Source organism: Burkholderia sp. Tr-862 (assembly GCF_011753085.1).
GTDB lineage: Bacteria > Pseudomonadota > Gammaproteobacteria > Burkholderiales > Burkholderiaceae > Burkholderia > Burkholderia ambifaria.
Genome location: NZ_VWWG01000137.1, coordinates 1 through 16,849, shown reverse-complemented (window position 1 = coordinate 16,849; position 16,849 = coordinate 1). Strand labels below are relative to the sequence as shown.

The following is a 16,849-nucleotide window of genomic DNA, read 5'->3' as shown; positions in this document are numbered from 1 at the left end:
ACTCGCGCTCGCGGGCTACGGACTGTTCGGCGTCGGCTATATCGGCTACATGACGTTCATCGTCGCGCTGCTGCGCGGCGCGGGGATGAGCGGGACGGTCGTGTCCGCGTTCTACGTGACGCTCGGCGTCGCGACCGTCGTGTCGGCGCGGCTGTGGTCGGGGCTGCTCGACCGGATGCGCGGCGGCCAGGCGCTGGCCGTGCTCAACGCACTGCTCGGCGTCGCGACGCTGATGCCGGCGCTGTTCGTGCATCCGGCGGCCGCGTTCGCGTCGGGCGTGCTGTTCGGCGCGACGTTCCTGTCGGCGGTCGCGGCGACCACCGCGTTCGTGCGCCACAATCTGCCGCCGGAAGGCTGGGCGAAAGGCATCAGCGCGTTCACGACGGTCTTCGCGTTCGGGCAGATCGCCGGCCCCGTCGCGATCGGCTGGGTGTCGGACAGCGCGGGGCTCGCGCGCGGGCTCGTGTATTCGGCGCTGACGCTGTTCGCGGGTGCGGCGCTCGCGGCCGGGCAGCGCGCGCTGCGGGCGTCCTAGGGCCTGTTCACGCTAATAGCGGGCTTGCGAACGTGCGTTGCCGGTCGTCACGCGCGTTTCACCGCACACACGCCGTGCGCGACACGCGATGAAACGCGCGGCTGAAGTAGATGAGGCTGTCGCCGTCGTGGCGCACGCGGATCGACGTCGCCTCGATGAACATCACCGAATGCGAGCCGACTTCCTTCATCTCGGCGATCGTCCCCTCCAGGCTCGCGAGCGCGTCGCGCAGCACGGGCACGTCCTGCTCGCCGCGATCCCACACCGGCAACGCGAAGCGGCGCTCCATCGGCAACTCGGTGAGCCCCGCGAAATGCCGCGCGAGCAGTTCGTGCTCGGCGGGCAGCACGTTGATGCACACGTGCCGATTGCGCTCGAAGATCGCGTGCATCGCGCTCGACCGGTTCAGGCACACGAGCAGCGTCGGCGGCGCATCGGTGACGGAACAGACGGCGCTCGCCGTGATTCCGCAGCGGCCGTGCGGCCCCGCGGTGGTGATCACGTTGACGGCCGCGCCGAGGTGGGCCATCGCTTGCCGGAAGGCCTTTTGCGCGTCGGTCGGTTCGGCGCGCGCCGGTTGCGGGGTGTCGGTCGTGGCGGACATGGGCGCTCCTGATTGGATGAGTGCGGCGATCGTGCATGGTATCGATGCGGCATCGGATCGTCGACGATGATCCAAGCGTACGCCGCGAAAAAGCCGGCGAACATTCGCACGATTGATGCCGAAGCTGGCGTTCCCGCCAACGCGTCTAAAGGTTCTACCTAGCTGCGCGGCGCGGCGCGCGAAAAAAACTGCGATCGGGCGTTCGCGCGGCACGTGAAGGGGTATTCAGCGCATTTTCGGCTCGTTATGATGTGCCGCATACCCCCGACGAACGACGCTTGCCTGATATGCGGCGCGTGCGATACCGATACCGATATTTTGCGAGACACTCCGATGACGTCACCCGCTCCGATCGTATACATCGTCGACGACGACAGCGGCATGCGGACGTCGCTCGCCTGGTTGCTCGAATCGGTCGGCATCGCGTCCGAAGGATTCGCGAATGCCGCCGACTTTCTCGCGCGCTTCGACGTGAACCTGCCCGCGTGCCTGGTGCTCGACGTGCGGATGCCGGAGAAAAGCGGTTTCGACGTGCAGGCGGAGCTGAATGCGCGCGGCGCGACGCTGCCGGTGATCTTCGTCAGCGGGCACGGCGACATTCCGATGTCGGTGCGCGCACTGCAGAACGGCGCGATCGACTTCGTCGAGAAGCCATACAACTCGCAGCAGATGCTCGAGCGCGTGCAACGCGCGCTGCGGCTCGCGCAGCAGCGGCACGCGGTCGACCGGCATCACCGCGAGCTGCGCCAGCGGCTCGATGCGCTGACCGCACGCGAGAAGGAAGTCCTGCGCGGCGTCGTCGACGGCAAGGGCAGCAAGCAGATCGCGTCGGACCTGTCGATCAGCGTGAAGACCGTCGACGTGCATCGTGCGAGCATCAAGGAGAAGCTCGGCGCGACGTCGATCGCCGCGCTCGTGCGCGACGTGATGGTCGTGTGGGGCGGCGACAACGAAACGCCGCGCTAGCTGCCAGCTGCACGCGCGCGCGCCGAAGCGCGCCACGCTCAACGCATGTACAACCCGCCGTTGATGTCCCAGCACGCGCCGTTCGCGAAATGCGCGTCGCCCGACGCGAGCAGCACCGCCGCATCCGCGACGAAACCGGCCGAGCCGAGCTTGCCGCCCGGCAGGCTCGCGAGCACCTGCCGCAGCTTCTCCGGTGCGACGCTCTCGTAGACGATCGGCAAGTCGAGCGGGCCCGGCGAGATCGCGTTGACGGTCACGCCCTGCGCGGCGAGATCGCGCGCGAATACCTTGGTGAGCGTCAGCGTGCCGCCCTTCGCGGCCGCATAGTGCGCGCCCGTCGCCGAGCCGCCGTTCTGCCCGGCGAGCGACGCGATGTTGACGATGCGGCCCGCGCCGCGCGTCGCGAAGTACTGGCCGAATACCTGGCAACCGAACAGCACGCTGCGCAGGTTCACGTCGATCACCTGATCGAACTGCTCGGCCGTGATCTCCATCGCGGGCACGACCTTCGACGCGCCGGCATTGTTGACGAGCACGTCGATCGTGCCCCAGCGCGCGACGAGCGCATCGCGCGCGGCTTCGAAGTCGCGCTTCGACGTGACGTCGAGCGGCAGCGCGATCGCGCGTTCGCCGCTCGGGTCGAGTTCGCGCGCATGCGCTTGAATGGCGTCGGCGGCGATGTCGGCCAGCGCGACGCGATAGCCGGCCGCATGAAAGTGTTCGGCGATGACGGCGCCGAGCCCGCGCGCGGCGCCGGTGACGAGGACGACTCGATCTGACATGGTGCGTGATTCCCTGGTTCGCGGGCGCGTGGCCGAAGCGGCGCCCGCATCGTGGTTCATCCGGCGAGCGCCGCCTCGAAGTGCGCGGCGACGGCGCACACCTGTTCGTCCGCGCCCTTGCGTCCGACGATCTGCAAGCCGGCCTTCAGCGGCGTTCCCGCGAGCGGCAGCGGCAGGCTGAGCGCGGGGTGACCGCTCAGGTTGAACGGTCGGATCAGCGACGACATCGCAATCACCGACACGCCGTCGCGTGCCTGCTGAAGCGTGATCGGCAACGCGGGCAGCGTCGGCAGCACCAGCACGTCCGCATGTTCGAGCGCGGCATCGACCTGCGCGGTGAAGCGCGCGCGCGCGGCTTCGGCTTCCTCGAGTGCGGCCGGTGTCGTCGTCGCGGCCGTGCGCAGCCGCGCGTCGAGATCGGCGCCGAGCTTGCCGGTTGCGACGAGATGACCGAAGGCGCGCGACGTTTCCGCGTTAATGACGGCGAGCCCCGCCGCGAACGCGGCAGGCAGCTCGTCGAGCACGGCATCGCGCACGCGCAGGCCGGACGCGCACACCGCCGTGTCGAGCGCGGCGACGATGGCTGCGTCGGCATCGACGATCACGCGCGCGATCGTGCAGCCGCCAACGGGCGCCGCCGCACGCGCACGGTCGAAGCCCGGTGCGATGGCGGCCATCACGGCCGCGAGCGTATCGACGTCGCGCGCGAACGGCCCGACGCAATCGAGCGTGGTGTCGGCGGGCGCGACGCCGCGCCGCGACACGCGGCCGAACGTCGGCTTGAGCCCGGCCACGCCGCAGCAGGCGGCCGGCCCGCGAATCGAGCCGCCGGTATCGGTGCCGAGCGCGGCGTCGACGACGCCGAGCCCGACGAGCGATGCCGAGCCGCTCGACGAGCCGCCCGGAATGCGCGTCGGGTCCTGCGGATTGACCGGCGTGCCGGTGGTGTCGTTGATGCCGGTCATGCCGAACGCGAGCTCGTGCATGTTCGCCTTGCCGGCGATCTGCCAGCCGGCGTCGAGCAGCAGGCGGACCACGTCCGCGTGCTGTGCTGCGGGCGGCGCGTCGGCGAGCGCGCGGCTGGCCGCGCGGGTCGGATGGCCGGCGATGTCGATCGTGTCCTTGATCGCGATCGTCGGGCCTGGGCCGCCCAGCGTGAAGGTGTCGATGAAGCCTGTCATGGTGCGATGGCGTGCGAGCGCGGTGAAAGGGTTCAGGACCGCGGCGCGGCGGCGAGCGGCCACGGGCCGTCGAGCACGCGCTCGGTGCGGAAATGGCGGATCAGCCAGGCGGCGCCGCCATCGGCCGGCGCGAAATCGACGGTCAGCCGCGCGGCGATCAGCTCGGCCGTGCCGTCCACATGGCGCGATGCCTGCAGCATGATCCAGCGGCCGCGCGCGGTCGCGAGATCGGCGCCGACGTCGATCGACTCCGACGTCAGGAAGTGCAGGTTCGCCGCGAAATGCGGCTCGGGCGGCAGATAGCGGCGCAGCATCGCGACGATCGCGTCCGTACCTTCGAGGCGGCCGAACTTGCGCGCGTACTGCGGGCCGATGCCTTCCCACACCGCATCGGCCGTGAACAGCGCGGCGAGCGCCGGGCCGTCGCCGGCATCCTCGGGCACGTCGCACAGCGCCATGTAGCGCGTGATCGTCGCGCGCACCGCGCGTTCGGCGTCGAGCGTCGCCACGCGCCGTTCAAGTGCTCCGAGCGCTTCAAGCACTTCGCGTGCATCGATCGAGCGGGCCGAATCGGAGCCGGTCATCGCGCGCCTCACGACGCGGGGCGCGCGGCCGGCGGCACGGTCAGCGCGCGGCCGACCCGCGCCTCGATCTTGCCGTAGCGCCACAGGTTGTATTCGCCGACGGGCGTCGTGCGATACAGGTTGCAGACCGCGACCGTCGTGTCGAAGTCGGCGACGTCGGCCATGATGTAGAACGTCCACGGCGCGCCGTCGGCCTGGCCGACGACGAGGCGGTCGTCATCCATCACGCCGAGCACGCGCACGCCGGGCATTGCCTCGACGGCGGCGAGCATCGCGCCGTACGCTTGCCACACTTCGCCGATCTTCTCGCGCGGCAGGTCGAAGAAGTTTTGCGACACGCCGCAGCAGAACAGCACGCGCAGCGGCAGCGAATTCGAATCGGACATGACAGGTTCTCCTGAAGAATGCGTTGAGCGGCGTCGCGGCGAAGCGACGCGGATTACAGATAGCCGGGAAACGGCGTGACGCCGGTGAACACCGCGCCCGCGCCGTCGAAGTTGCCTTCGCCGAGAAACGCGTGCTGCGTGACGACCATCGCATCGCGCAGCAGGCGCTGCAGCGGATGCGTGCGATAGATCGCGGCCGTGCCGCCGAGGCGATACGCGCGCTCGACGACGCTCGCGCCTTCGCGGGCGATGTGCGTGGCGGCGAGCCTCAGCAGGCTGACCTGCTCGGGCGTCACGGGGTTCCCCGCGAGGATCGATTGCCAGACCGAGTCGGTCGCGTCGTAGAAGAACGCGCGCGCCGAGCGCAACTGCGCCTCGGCCTTCGCGAGCTCGATGCGGAAATACGCGCGATCGGCGAGGCGCGGCGCGCCGGTGGTCGTCTGGCGGCCGCCCGACATCCGGTTCGCGACGTCGAGCGCCGCGCGGGCCAGCCCGAGGTTGACCACGGCGAGCACCTGCGCCGCATACGCGACGGTCGGATAGCGGTACAGCGGCTCGTCGACGGTCGCCTCGCCGCCGCGCACGAAGGTCCACGCTTCGGGCACGAAGCGGTCGTCGACGCGCAGGTCGTGGCTGCCGGTGCCTTGCATGCCGACCACGCTCCAGTTCTCGACGATCTCGACGTCGGCGGCACGGAACACGGCCGTGCGCGGCTTGTTCGGCGCGGCGTCCTGCGCGCCGGGCACCGCGATGCCGACGCCGAGCCAGTCGGCGCCCTTGCAGCCGCTCGCGAACTTCCACGTGCCGTTCACGCGCCAGCCGCCGGGTGCCGCCTGCGCCGGCTGCACCGGGAACAGCCCGCCCGCGAACACCTGGTCCGGCCCGCTCGCGTACAGTTCGGCCTGCGTGGCGAGCGGCAGCGCGGCGAGATAGACGTTGGCCGAGCCGAAGCTCGCGACCCACGCGGCCGACCCGTCGGCGGTCGCGATCCGCTCGATCATGTCGAGGAACGCGCCCGGCGCGAGCGCGTCGCCGCCGAAGCGGCGCGGCGTGCCCGCGCGATAGATGCCGGCTTCCTTGAACAGCGCGATCACGTCGCGCGGCACGTGCGACAGGCGGTCGAATTCGTCGCGGCGCGCGGCGACGGTCTCGATCACGGCGTCGAGCGGCGACACCCGCGCGGCCGCTTCACGGATCGCGTGCGGCGAGGGGGACGCGGCGTCGATGGCGAGGGCGGCGTTGGGCATGGCGGTCTCCTGGGGATGGGGTTCGATTGCGGGGGCAAGACGATGCATGGGCCTAGTCTAGAAACGCCGAAAACGCGCAGCAATTGGTGCGTAGGGCCGCGTGACTGGTGTCGCTCCGTGCCGGACTAAAGAAATCTTCAGATGCGGGCAGCGCACGCCGGTGCTATGTTGGACATCCGGCCGCGCGACGCCGCGCGCCTTCATCCGAATCCGATCATGAGTTTTCCCGACGAAGACGATTTCCACCGGCTGCTCGACGCATTGACCACCTGCGTGCTGCTGCACGACGCGCAGACCCGGGCGATCGTGTGGGCGAACCGCGCCGCGTGCATCGCGCTCGGTTTTTCCGTCGAGGAGCTGCTGCCGCTGAAGGCGCAGGACATGACGCGTCCCGAACCGAAATACCGTCGCGAGATCGCCGTGAGCGCGTGGGATCGCGCGCTCGTCGACGGGCCCCAGGTGTACGAGTGGTGCTACCGGTCGCGCACCGGCGTCGACATGCTGTCGGAGGCGACCGCCACCTACGTGCCGCTGCGCGGGCGCGACGTCGTGATGGTGCAGTTTCGCGACATCAGCGCGGAAGAGGCGGTCCGCCAGCAACTGCGCCGCTACGAGGCGCGGCTGCGCGAGTTCATGCAGGATCTCGACGAAGGGATCGCGGTCGTGACGCCGCACGGCCGCGTGCAGTTCATCAGCGAGTCGGGCCGGCGCGTGCTCGGGCTCGCGCCGGATGAAGCGCTCGGCGAGGTGCTCGACTACTGCAGCGCGGCCGACCGCGACCGGCTCGTCGCGCAGCTGCGCGATGCGCCGTCCGCATGCCCGTCCGAACCGCAGCGCTACCGGATCGTGCGGCGCGACGGTTCGACGTGCTGGCTGCGCATCCTGTGCCGGCAGGTCGAGATCGAAGGCGATCTCGACGGGCTGCTCGTGCAGTTTCGCGATGTGAGCGACGAAGTCACGATCGAGGACGTACGGCGCGCGGAAGCGCGCATGCTCGAATACGCGGGCCGCTACAACGCGATGGGCGAGATGGCGAGCGTGATCGCGCACGAGCTGAGCCAGCCGCTCGCGGCCGTGCGCAACTTCATCGAGGGCGCGGTGCGGCGGCTGAATGCGCGCGGCGCCGTCGACGATGCGATCTGGGGGCTGCGCAGCGCCGACCGGCAGGCCGAGCATGCGGCGCTGATCATCAAGAGCGTGCGCGAGTTCATCGTGAAGCGCGAGCCGGTCGTCGCGCTCGCCGACCTGCGCGAGATCCTCGCCGACGTCGCGTATTTCATCGAGCTGCGTGCAAAGGAGGCGGGCGTGACGGTCGCGATCGTGCAGGCCGATGCGCCGCTGCCGATCCGCTGCGAGCGTGTGCTGATCGGGCAGGTGGTGCTCAACCTCGCGTTCAACGCGATCGAGGCGTTCGCCGGCTGCGAGCGCACGCCGCGCACGCTGACGCTCGGCACCGCGAACGTCGGCGGGCACGCGGAGCTGCGCGCGATCGACAACGGCCCCGGGGTCGCCGCAGGCGCGCACGACCGGCTGTTCGACGGCTTCTCGTCGTCGAAGGCCGGCGGCAACGGGATCGGGCTGTCGCTGTGCAAGAGCATCGTCACGCGTCACGGTGGCCGCATCGGCGCGAGCCCGGCGGAAGACGGCGGGCTCGACTGCCGCGTGACGCTGCCGCTCGCCGACGCGCAGGCGTAGCCGCCGCGTTGCTTCACGTGCTTTATGTGCGTCACGGCGGGGCTGCGACGCGCGGCACACGATCAGCGCCCCAGCGCCCGCGCGGTCTGCCCGCCGATCCCGAAGTCGGTGTTCGGGATGTCCTTGATGATTACGCGCGTCGCCTGCAATGGCGCATCGAGCACGTTCGCGCCGGCGTCCGACAGCGCGGCGATCAGCGCGCGTTTCTGTTCGTCGGTGCGCCCGGCGATCAGGATCGCGACGATCACCGGCAGCGACGGCGGCGCGCCGTCCGCGGCGGTGCGCCCGCCGAGGCCGATATGGGTCGAGGGCAATTCGGTGAGCAGCACGCGCACCGATTCGACCGGTACGCCGATCGCATCGACGGTCGCACCGGTCAGCCGCGCGATCAGCTCGGCCTTGCATGTGTCGTCGTGGCCGGCCGGCAGGAAAACTTCGAGTGTGGGCATGGTCGTCCGGAAAGGTGAAGGTGACCGGTTCACCGTTGCACTTGCAGCGGCGAACCGGCCACGGCTTACAGCAGGAAGCCGATCGCGCTGAGCGCTTCGGTCGAGTCGATCAGGCGCACGACCTTCTCGGCGATGCGCATCTCGCCTTCGGCATCGACGTGCAGCTTGTGCGTGACGTCGGCCGCGAACAGCGTCGCGATGCCGCGCTTGTAGGCGACGACCACCTGCGCGGATTTCAGCTCGACGATGCCGGCGCTGCTGCTTTCCAGCGTGAAGCGCGACACGGTGCGCACCGTGCGCGCCGCGTCGGTCGCCGACGCCGAGTAACCGGACAGCATCCGCTGCACGCGCTTCTCGCGCATGTCCTGGTCGTCGAACACATAGTTCAGCGTCGCCGCGAAATCGGTGGCGTCGGGATCGATCGGCACCACGTAGTGGCCGGCCGGATCCCATAGGTCGAGCCATGCGCGATAGTCGCGGCGGTCGAGCATCTCGGCTTCGCGCCACACGAATTCGACCGCGCGGGCGAAGGTTTGCTGCGAGAAAAGGGCGTTACGGTCGTCCATCATGCTTGCTCCATCAACTTGCGCCATTGCTGGTAGGCCTCGCGCATGCCGGTCTCGTCGGTCGCATGCGCGGTCTTTTCGCCGTTCGCGGCGGTCGTCTCGCGGTTCAGCCCGCGGTTCACGAGGATCGGCACGTCGGGGCCCGCATGCGCGCCGCGCTGCACGCGCTCCCACGCCTCCGCGTCGTCGGGGCTGCCGAAGCCGAACGGGCCCTGAAAGTGCTCGTGGATGCGCAGCCGCTCGCGGTTCGCTTCGTCGGGGCCGCCGTCCATCGCGAGCGCGACGTGGCGGATCTCGGTTTCGTTCGCGGAGATCGGCCGCAGCACGCGGAAGAACGCCATCGACAGCGCGAGGTTCGGGAACAGGTTCAGATTGAAGCCGACGCCCAGCAGCGAGCGCACGATACGGCGCACTTCGTCCGGCGCGTGGCGCTCGGCGAGTTTTGCCGCGAGCGGCGCGAAGCGCTCGGGCAGCGGCGCGCCGTCGTCTTCGTCGAGATCGATCAGCTCGGGCATCAGCACCGCGAGGCTGTGGCCGTTGCCGAGCGCGCGACAGAACGCGTGCTCGCTCGTCATGAAGCTCGTGATCGCGGCGGCCGTCTCGTCGTCGATCGACTTCATCCACGACTTGTGCACGACCGGGAAGTGATAGAGGTCCGTCGTGTTCTCGAGCTGGATCTTCCAGTTGCCCTTGAATTTGAACTTGTGCTCGCCGTTCGCCTTGATCGGGTAGCCGGCGCCCTGCTTCATGAACAGGTCGATCCACGGCTTCGCGCCGCCGAGGAAATCCTCGAGCGGTTCGATGTCGTCGTTGAAGCTCGCGAAGATCAGCCCTTGATACACGCCGACGCGCAGCTTCACGAGCGGCAGGTCGCCTTTCTCGCACACGCCTTCGTAGCCGTCGCCGTACGGCAGCGCGCGCAGCGTGCCGTCGAGCGCGTACGACCAGCTGTGATACGGGCACGTGAAGCCCTTCGCGTTGCCCTTGTGCGATTCGCACACGGTCGCGCCGCGATGGCGGCAGCGGTTCTGCAGCACGTTGATCTCGCCGGTCTTGTCGCGCACGACGATCACCGGCTGGCGGCCGATCGTCGTCGTGACGAAGTCGCCCGGGTTCGGCAATTCGCTCTCGTGCGCGACCCAGATCCAGGTGCGGTAGAAGATGCGGTCGAGCTCGGCCTCGAACAGCGCGGGGTCGTGATACATCGCGGGCGCGATGCGGTCGGGCTGCGCGAGGCCGTGCAACGCGCGGGTGTCGATCGTCTGGTAGGGAGTGTCGCTCATCGTCGTCGTGGGGAAAGAGTCGCGAAGTCGGGCCGCGCTGTGCGCAGCGTCGGGAGACCAGTCTCGGCTTCCGCTACATATCCGTCAAATTGATCTAAAATTGCTGATCAAATAAATACGGCAAATGATGGAGGTCACGATGACATCGGTCGATCATCTCGATCTGAACCTGTTGCGGGTGTTCCAGGCGATCGTCGAGGAGCGCAGCCTGACGAAGGCCGGCGAGCGGCTCGCGCTGTCGCAGCCGGCCGTCAGCTATTCGCTCGGGCGGCTGCGCACGCTGTTCGACGATCCGCTGTTCGTGCGCACGCGCGCGGGGATGCAGCCCACGCCGGTCGCGCTCGAACTCGCGGGGATCGTCGGCAAGGCGCTCGACATGGTGCGCGTCGCGTTGCGCTATGCGGAGCGTTTCGATCCGGCGTCGAGCACGCGCACGTTCCGGCTGTCGCTGTCGGACGCCGGCGAGATGGCGTACCTGCCGGCGATTTGCCAGGCGCTGCGCGAGCGCGCGCCGCGCGTGACGCTGAGCGTGCAGCCGCTGCCGGTGGAGGAGATCGAGGAGGCGCTGCGCGCGAGCCGGCTGGACTTCGCGATCGGCAACCTGCCGGAGCTGATGCCGCGCACGCGCCACCAGGTGCTGTTCGAGGAAACCTATGTGTGCATGACGGGCCGCCGGCGCGGGTTGCCGGCCGGCGCGACGCTGAGCCTCGAGCAGTTCGTGCGCGCCGCGCATGTCAACGTGAAATCGGTCGAGCACAGCCACCACGCGCTCGACGACGCATTGCGCGCGCAGGGCGTGGGCCGCAACATCGCGCTGGAAGTGCCGCACTTCGTCGCGCTGCCGAGCGTGCTGTCGGTCACCGATCTCTATGCGACGCTGCCGAGGCGGCTCGCGCAGATCCTGAACCGCGGCAACGCGTTCCGGCTGTACGACCTGCCGGTGACGTTGCCGCCCGCGCCGGTCACGATGCACTGGCACGAGCACTTTCACGAGGATGAGGGAATCGCGTGGATGCGCGCGCTGCTCGCCGAGATCGTCGAGCATTTCGACGAAGCGTGAGCGCATGAGCGCGGGCCGTCGCGATGCACCTGCGCATCGTCGCGTCAGTGCATCAGCGCATCCGAGATCGAGGCGCGGGGGCCGTCGCGATGCACCCACGCATCGTCACGTCAGCGCATCAGCGCATCAGAGATCGAGGACGAGCACCGCCGAGCGCGCACGCGACACGCAGCAGCAGATCACCGTGTTGCTCGCACGCTCGGCCTTGCTGAGGCAGTGATCGCGATGATCAGGCTCGCCGTCGAGCACGGGCACCATGCAGGTGCCGCACACGCCTTCGCCGCATGATGTATCGACGTCGATGCCGATGCGCGCGAGCGCGTCGACGATCGAGGTGTCGGGCGCGACGCGCACCGATTGCCCGCTGCGCTGCAGACGCACTTCGAAGCCTTCCGCCGGCGCGGCATCCACCACGGCATCGGCCGCGGCGGGTTCCGCCGCGAAGCGTTCGAGATGAATCGCATCCTCGGGAATTCGCGTTGCCGCCGCCGCGACGACCGCATCCATGAACGGGCCGGGGCCGCACGTATACACATGGGCGTGCGCGTCGATCGCTTCGACGCAGCGGCCGAGCTCGGCCGCCAGCGCGTCGGGCTCGATTCCGTAGTGGAACGTCACGTGCGCGGCGAACGGGGCGGCCGACAGTTCGTCGACGAAGGCCGCGTGCTCCCGGCTGCGCGCAAAGTAGTGCAACTGGTAGCGCGCGCCGCGCTGCTCGAGTGCATACGCCATCGACAGCAGCGGCGTGATGCCGATCCCGGCCGCGACCAGCACATGTTCGCTCGCGTCGTCCGTCAGACGAAACAGGTTGCGCGGCGCGCCGATCGACAGCTCCGCGCCGACGCACACGTCGTCGTGCAGCGAGCGCGAGCCGCCGCGCGAGCGCGCTTCCTTCTTCACCGCGAACAGATAGCTGCCGCGCTCGTCGGGGCGGCCGCACAGCGAATACTGCCGCGTAACGCCGGACGGCGCGGTGACGTCGATATGGGCGCCCGGCTCGTACGCGTCGAACGGCTGGCCGTCGACGCGCGAGACCCGGAAACAGCGGATGTCCTGCGCCGCGTCGATCAGCGCATCGATCCGGACCTGGTGGCGGTTCGCTTGCATGGGTGTTCCGTGGGGTAGGGAGGAAACCGGCGCGGCGGATACCGCGCCGTCATGCAGCCGAGAATAGGGATGAGCATCGCATAAATCAAATCGATAAAAAAGCGATGTCGGAATCAGTGGGATGGATAATTGTCGGCGACCCGATCGCAGCCGTTCAGCGCGCGGCGACCGCGTTGCCGCCGTCGACGGCCGCGTTGGCCGACGCAGCCGCATGACCGCGCTCGCGCTCGAGACTGCGGCGGTACTGCCGACATCCGGCCGCCAGCAGCAGCGCGGCGAGCGTGGCGGCGACGACGTTGACGATCGACATCGAATGGCCGACCGCCGCCGGCGCGCCGAACACGCGATCGGTGAACAGCGCGACGACGGTCGTGCCGATGCCGAGCGCGATCAGGTTCGACACGAGCAGGAACAGCGCGGAGATCTGCGCGCGCATCTGGTTCGGCGCGAGCGTCTGCATCGCGGCGGTCGAGGTCGGCATCGGGAACGACGCGAAGAACATCGCGACGACGAGCATCGCGAGCGACGCCGGCAGGCTGTCGAGCTGCGTGAACAGCGTCGCGGGAATCACCATGCACGCGGCGCCGATCGCGCCGGCGCGCATCGGCGCATCGCTGCGTCCGCGGCGCAGCAGCCAGTCGTTGAGCCAGCCGCCGCAGAACACGCCGGCCGTGTTCGCGACCAGCAGCACGATGCCGAGCGTGTAGCCGGCTTCGACGGCCGTCATCCCGAAGTGGCGGATATAGAACGCGGGCGTCCAGCTCAGCAGGCAGTACAGCGTCATCGCATAGAACGAGAAGCCGAGGTAGTGGCACGTGAAGGTCGCGCGATGCGTGCCGACGAAGCGCAGCGAATCGCGCATCGACACGCGCCGCACGGCGCCCGAGCGATCCTGCGCGAGCCCCTTGCGCTGCGGGTCGCGCACGGTCGCGGCGAACAGCAGCGCGACGAAAATCCCCGGCAGCCCGACGATCAGGAACGTGACCTGCCACGCATGCACCTGCCCGACGAGCGGCAGCGTGAATGCGCTCGCGTGCTTGAGCAGCGCGATCACGTAGCCGCCGATCAGGAACGCGACACCGCCGCCGATGAACGAGCCGAGCGAATACACGGCGATCGCGCGGCCGAGCTTCTCCTTCGGGAAGTAGTCGGCGAGCATCGAATAGGCGCCGGGCGACAGCGCGGCCTCGCCGACGCCGACCCCCATGCGCGCGATGAACATCTGCACGAACTGCTGGCTGAGCCCGCACGCGGCGGTCGCGACGCTCCACAGCGCGATGCCGAGCGCGATGATGCGCGGGCGCGCGTAGCGGTCGGCGAGATACGCGACGGGCAGCCCCATCACCGCGTAGAACAGCGAGAACGCGAAGCCGTTGAGCAGGCTGAACTGCGTGTCGGTCAGGTGCAGGTCGCGCTTGATCGGTTCGATCATCAGGACGAGCACCTGGCGGTCGACGAACGAAAAGACGTACGCGAGCATGCAGATGACGACGACATACCATTCGTACGTATAGCGCTTGCCGTCGGCAGCGCGGGCCGTGGGTGCGGACATGCGGATTCTCCAGGAGCGGGCGGTGGAAAGGCGCGGCGCCGGCCTCGCGGGCCGGGCGCCGTCGCGGCGCGAAAGCGTGCGGGTGACACGTGTCGGAGACGCAGCGTAGTCGGCCAAATTCGGCCGCCATAGCCGGAGTGACAGCCGCGCCACACGGACCTTTACCGACCCGGATAAAGAAAACACCGAGGCCGTGCGTGCGGGCCGGCGCGCAGCGCGCGTGCGGCGGGGCGCGCGCGCATCATGCGGCGCATCTATAAGCGTTATAGAGCGGATTGCGTCGACGTCCGAAATTGTCGTTCCTAGACTCGGCCCGGTTTTGATCGGCAGCGTTCGCACGAGCTCGCGAACGCGTTTCACATCGAGCGGCGCGACGCCGACAGGCGCCGGAATGACTACGGGACGACGAAGATGAACCATCCGAACGGGCGGGCCGGCCGGCTTGCCGTACCGCGTGCCACGCTGGTTGCCGCGCTCCTGGCGTGCGCATCGCTGCCGGCGCTCGCGCAATCGAGCGTGACGCTCTACGGCCGCGTCGACACCGCGATCGAATACGCGAACGCCGGGCCGAACCACGTGACGCGCATGGGCAGCGGCAACCTGTGGGCGTCGCAGTGGGGGCTGAAGGGCGTGGAGGATCTCGGCGGCGGCTACGCGGCGATCTTCAAGCTCGAGGACGGCTTCAACGCCGCGAGCGGCGCGCTGTCGAACAGCAGCGCGCTGTTCGGCCGCGAGGCGTGGGTCGGCATCACCGGGCCGTTCGGCGGCGTACAGCTCGGCGAGCTCTACACGATCCTGCACACCACGCTCGTCACGTACAGCCTGCCCGGTCTCGGCGCGGGCCTCGCCTGGGGCAACGCGACGAACAACTTCGTCGGGCCCGCGTTCCTGCGCGTGCGCAACTCGATGCGCTACACGTCGCCGCGCTACGCCGGCTTCATGCTGCGCGCGATGGCCGCGCGCGGCACCAACGGCGCGGCCGGCCAGCCGGCGACGCTCGGCGATACGTACGGCGCGGGCGTCAACTACGCGCGCGGCGGGTTGTCGATCGACGTCGACTACATGCAGCAGAAGTTCAGCCCGGTCGCCGCATCCGCGCTCGGCACAACCAGCCCGGCCGCGAACGGCAACTACACGCTCGGCGCGATCTCGTACGACTTCAACGTCGTGAAGATCGCCGCGCTGTACCTGCGCCATCGCGGCGGCCCCGATGTCGCGGCCGCGATCGACAGCCAGAGTGCGTATCCGCACAGCGACACGATGGAGCTCAGCGCGACGGTGCCGATCGGACGCGCGTCGCTGCTGCTGAGCATCGGCCACTACCGGAAGGTCGCGGACAGCGATGGCAACGCCGATTCGTACGGCATCCGCTTCGACTATCCGTTGTCGAAGCGCACGGTGCTGTACACGGGCGCGGCGATGGTGCGCAACGGCGCGCATGCGCGCTTCGTCGTGAACGGCGCGGCGGGCGGCGGCGTCGCGGTCGCCAAACCCGGCGCGACTGCCAGCTCGATCGTCGCGGGCATCCTCACGTCGTTCTGAGCGCCGAGGTTTGCCTCTGGCCGCCTGCGCCGCTACGCGCAGGCGGGCGGGTGCGGCGCGAGCCATGCGTCGAACGGCGGCTGCCGGCCGATATCGAACAACTCCAGCAGCAGCGCACGCAGCCAGCGATGGCCCGGGTCCGCATCGAAGCGCCGGTGCCAGTACGCGTTGACGGCCCATTCGCCGGCTCCGGCGATCTCGTACAGCGTGCACGGCTGACGCGCGGCGAACGTGATCGCGACGGTCTCCGGCAGGATCAGCGCGTAATCGCCGTGTTCGAGCAGCGCCGGCACCACCATGAAGTCGGGCAGCGCCGCCCGCACGCGCGGCATCAGTCCGTGTCGCTCGAGCAATTGCATCGACTGCGGATGCGATGTCACGGCGACGAAGCGCAGCGTGTCCGGCGCGTCGCCGTCGAGCACGAAATCGTCGGGCAGTGCGACGCGCCGCGCGGTGCGGCGCGGCATCAGCAACACACAGCGCTCGTGCAGGAGCGCTGCGCGCTGGAAATGGCTCGACGCATCCGCGAAATGCCCGAGCGCGAAATCGATGCGGCCCGATTCGAGTGCGACGTTGAGCTGGCATTCGTCGACGTGCAGCGTCTCGATCACCGCGCCCGGTGCGCGCCGGTCGAATGCCGCGAGCAACGTCGGCAGGAATGCGCTCGCCGCGAAATCGCTCATGTGCAGCCGGAACACGCGCTGTGTGCTGTCCGGCGTGAACCGCGACCCTTCGTCGAGCACGTCCTGCAGGATCGCGAGCGCCTTGTCGACCGATATCGCGAGCCGCTGCGCGCGCGGCGTCGGCTCGACGCCGGTGCCGGTGCGCACGAACAGCGCGTCGCGGAACATCAGCCGCAAGCGGCCGAGCGCGTAGCTGACCGACGGCTGCGTGACGCCGAGCCTCAGTGCCGCGCGGCCGACGTGCCGCTCCTCGTACACCGCGCGAAACGTCTTCAGCAAGTTGAGATCGAGATCCTGCACGCGCAGGCCGTCGGGTGAGTCGCCGTCGTGCGGTGAAGGTTCGGCGCGGGCCGAGGCCGGCGGGCGGCCGGTGGCGGAGTGCGTCATGGTGCTTGCCTCGCGGTGACGGAAGGCGCGTGGCCGTAACGCCGCGCATAGGCCTTCGCGAAATGGCCGAAGCCATGAATGCCGTGCGCGATCAGCACGTCGGTCACGCTGCGCGCGTCGCCGCGTTGCAGCGCGGCGTGCACCGCGGCCAGCCGGCGCTCGCGCACGTATGCGGCCGGCGTGGTGTTCAGGAACGCGCGAAACGCATGCTGCAGCGTGCGCGGCGCGACGCCCGCGACA

General features: G+C 69.4%; 18 protein-coding genes. 5 read left to right on the top strand and 13 right to left on the bottom strand.

The genetic code is table 11. The annotated features are described in order from the left end of the window. On the top strand, positions 1-535 hold a 535-nt coding region (locus F3J14_RS26765), incomplete at its 5' end, for a YbfB/YjiJ family MFS transporter (protein ID WP_166725530.1). Positions 536-593: 58 nt separating this feature from the next. Here F3J14_RS26765 and hpaC read toward each other — a convergent pair. Beyond that, the gene (gene hpaC / locus F3J14_RS26760) at positions 594-1,139 is read right to left on the bottom strand and encodes a 4-hydroxyphenylacetate 3-monooxygenase, reductase component (protein ID WP_166725529.1); all 546 of its coding nucleotides are present in this window, start codon (positions 1,137-1,139) and stop codon (positions 594-596) included. A gap of 333 nt (positions 1,140-1,472) precedes the next feature. On the opposite strand from hpaC, the gene F3J14_RS26755 reads away from it, so the two are divergent. Further along, complete coding sequence (locus F3J14_RS26755; protein ID WP_011660264.1) at positions 1,473-2,105, top strand: response regulator; 633 nt, start codon at positions 1,473-1,475, stop codon at positions 2,103-2,105. Positions 2,106-2,143: 38 nt separating this feature from the next. Here F3J14_RS26755 and F3J14_RS26750 read toward each other — a convergent pair whose 3' ends face one another. The 5 genes from F3J14_RS26750 to F3J14_RS26730 are packed head-to-tail and all read right to left on the bottom strand — an operon-like array spanning position 2,144 to position 6,285. Beyond that, positions 2,144-2,887 carry an SDR family oxidoreductase gene (locus F3J14_RS26750; protein WP_166725528.1) on the bottom strand — a complete coding sequence of 248 codons (744 nt, stop codon included), beginning with the start codon at positions 2,885-2,887 and terminating at the stop codon, positions 2,144-2,146. Between the two features lie 56 nt (positions 2,888-2,943). Beyond that, positions 2,944-4,068 (bottom strand): amidase, encoded by a 1,125-nt coding sequence (locus F3J14_RS26745; RefSeq protein ID WP_166725527.1) that lies wholly within the window; start codon positions 4,066-4,068, stop codon positions 2,944-2,946. 32 nt (positions 4,069-4,100) lie between these two features. After that, on the bottom strand, positions 4,101-4,652 hold the full coding sequence (locus F3J14_RS26740; protein ID WP_166725526.1) for a nuclear transport factor 2 family protein: 552 nt from the start codon (positions 4,650-4,652) through the stop codon (positions 4,101-4,103). A gap of 8 nt (positions 4,653-4,660) precedes the next feature. Further along, positions 4,661-5,038 (bottom strand): hypothetical protein, encoded by a 378-nt coding sequence (locus F3J14_RS26735; protein WP_166725525.1) that lies wholly within the window; start codon positions 5,036-5,038, stop codon positions 4,661-4,663. Between the two features lie 53 nt (positions 5,039-5,091). After that, positions 5,092-6,285: an acyl-CoA dehydrogenase family protein gene (locus F3J14_RS26730; RefSeq protein ID WP_166725524.1), complete on the bottom strand. Its 1,194-nt coding sequence runs from the start codon at positions 6,283-6,285 to the stop codon at positions 5,092-5,094. Between the two features lie 141 nt (positions 6,286-6,426). Between F3J14_RS26730 and F3J14_RS26725 the strand changes: the two genes are divergently transcribed. Next, complete coding sequence (locus F3J14_RS26725; RefSeq protein WP_166725523.1) at positions 6,427-7,980, top strand: PAS domain-containing sensor histidine kinase; 1,554 nt, start codon at positions 6,427-6,429, stop codon at positions 7,978-7,980. A 62-nt stretch (positions 7,981-8,042) separates the two neighbouring features. Here the strand turns inward: F3J14_RS26725 and F3J14_RS26720 are convergent, their stop codons facing one another. The 3 genes from F3J14_RS26720 to F3J14_RS26710 all read right to left on the bottom strand — a co-directional run bounded on the left by F3J14_RS26720 (position 8,043) and on the right by F3J14_RS26710 (position 10,278). Continuing rightward, positions 8,043-8,429: a 2-hydroxymuconate tautomerase family protein gene (locus tag F3J14_RS26720; protein ID WP_166725522.1), complete on the bottom strand. Its 387-nt coding sequence runs from the start codon at positions 8,427-8,429 to the stop codon at positions 8,043-8,045. Between the two features lie 65 nt (positions 8,430-8,494). Continuing rightward, positions 8,495-8,998 (bottom strand): aromatic-ring-hydroxylating dioxygenase subunit beta, encoded by a 504-nt coding sequence (locus F3J14_RS26715; RefSeq protein ID WP_166725521.1) that lies wholly within the window; start codon positions 8,996-8,998, stop codon positions 8,495-8,497. Beyond that, entirely contained in the window at positions 8,995-10,278 is a 1,284-nt protein-coding gene (locus F3J14_RS26710; protein ID WP_166725520.1) for an aromatic ring-hydroxylating dioxygenase subunit alpha, read from the bottom strand. Before F3J14_RS26710 ends, F3J14_RS26715 begins: the two co-directional genes overlap by 4 nt. A gap of 139 nt (positions 10,279-10,417) precedes the next feature. Between F3J14_RS26710 and F3J14_RS26705 the strand changes: the two genes are divergently transcribed. Continuing rightward, positions 10,418-11,338: a LysR family transcriptional regulator gene (locus F3J14_RS26705; RefSeq protein ID WP_166725519.1), complete on the top strand. Its 921-nt coding sequence runs from the start codon at positions 10,418-10,420 to the stop codon at positions 11,336-11,338. A gap of 126 nt (positions 11,339-11,464) precedes the next feature. Here F3J14_RS26705 and F3J14_RS26700 read toward each other — a convergent pair whose 3' ends face one another. Together F3J14_RS26700 and F3J14_RS26695 are read right to left on the bottom strand one after the other, a co-directional pair. Continuing rightward, a complete protein-coding gene (locus F3J14_RS26700; RefSeq protein WP_166725518.1) occupies positions 11,465-12,445 on the bottom strand; it encodes a PDR/VanB family oxidoreductase in 981 nt (326 codons plus the stop codon). 154 nt (positions 12,446-12,599) lie between these two features. Next, positions 12,600-13,997 carry an MFS transporter gene (locus F3J14_RS26695; protein ID WP_166725517.1) on the bottom strand — a complete coding sequence of 466 codons (1,398 nt, stop codon included), beginning with the start codon at positions 13,995-13,997 and terminating at the stop codon, positions 12,600-12,602. 411 nt (positions 13,998-14,408) lie between these two features. On the opposite strand from F3J14_RS26695, the gene F3J14_RS26690 reads away from it, so the two are divergent. After that, positions 14,409-15,539: a porin gene (locus tag F3J14_RS26690; RefSeq protein WP_166725516.1), complete on the top strand. Its 1,131-nt coding sequence runs from the start codon at positions 14,409-14,411 to the stop codon at positions 15,537-15,539. A gap of 32 nt (positions 15,540-15,571) precedes the next feature. Here F3J14_RS26690 and F3J14_RS26685 read toward each other — a convergent pair whose 3' ends face one another. Both F3J14_RS26685 and F3J14_RS26680 read right to left on the bottom strand, forming a co-directional pair. Then, a complete protein-coding gene (locus tag F3J14_RS26685) occupies positions 15,572-16,609 on the bottom strand; it encodes a LysR family transcriptional regulator (protein WP_105786069.1) in 1,038 nt (345 codons plus the stop codon). After that, positions 16,606-16,849 (bottom strand): helix-turn-helix domain-containing protein (locus tag F3J14_RS26680; RefSeq protein ID WP_166725515.1); only part of this gene is annotated, 244 nt, incomplete at its 5' end. The genes F3J14_RS26685 and F3J14_RS26680, both read right to left, overlap by 4 nt.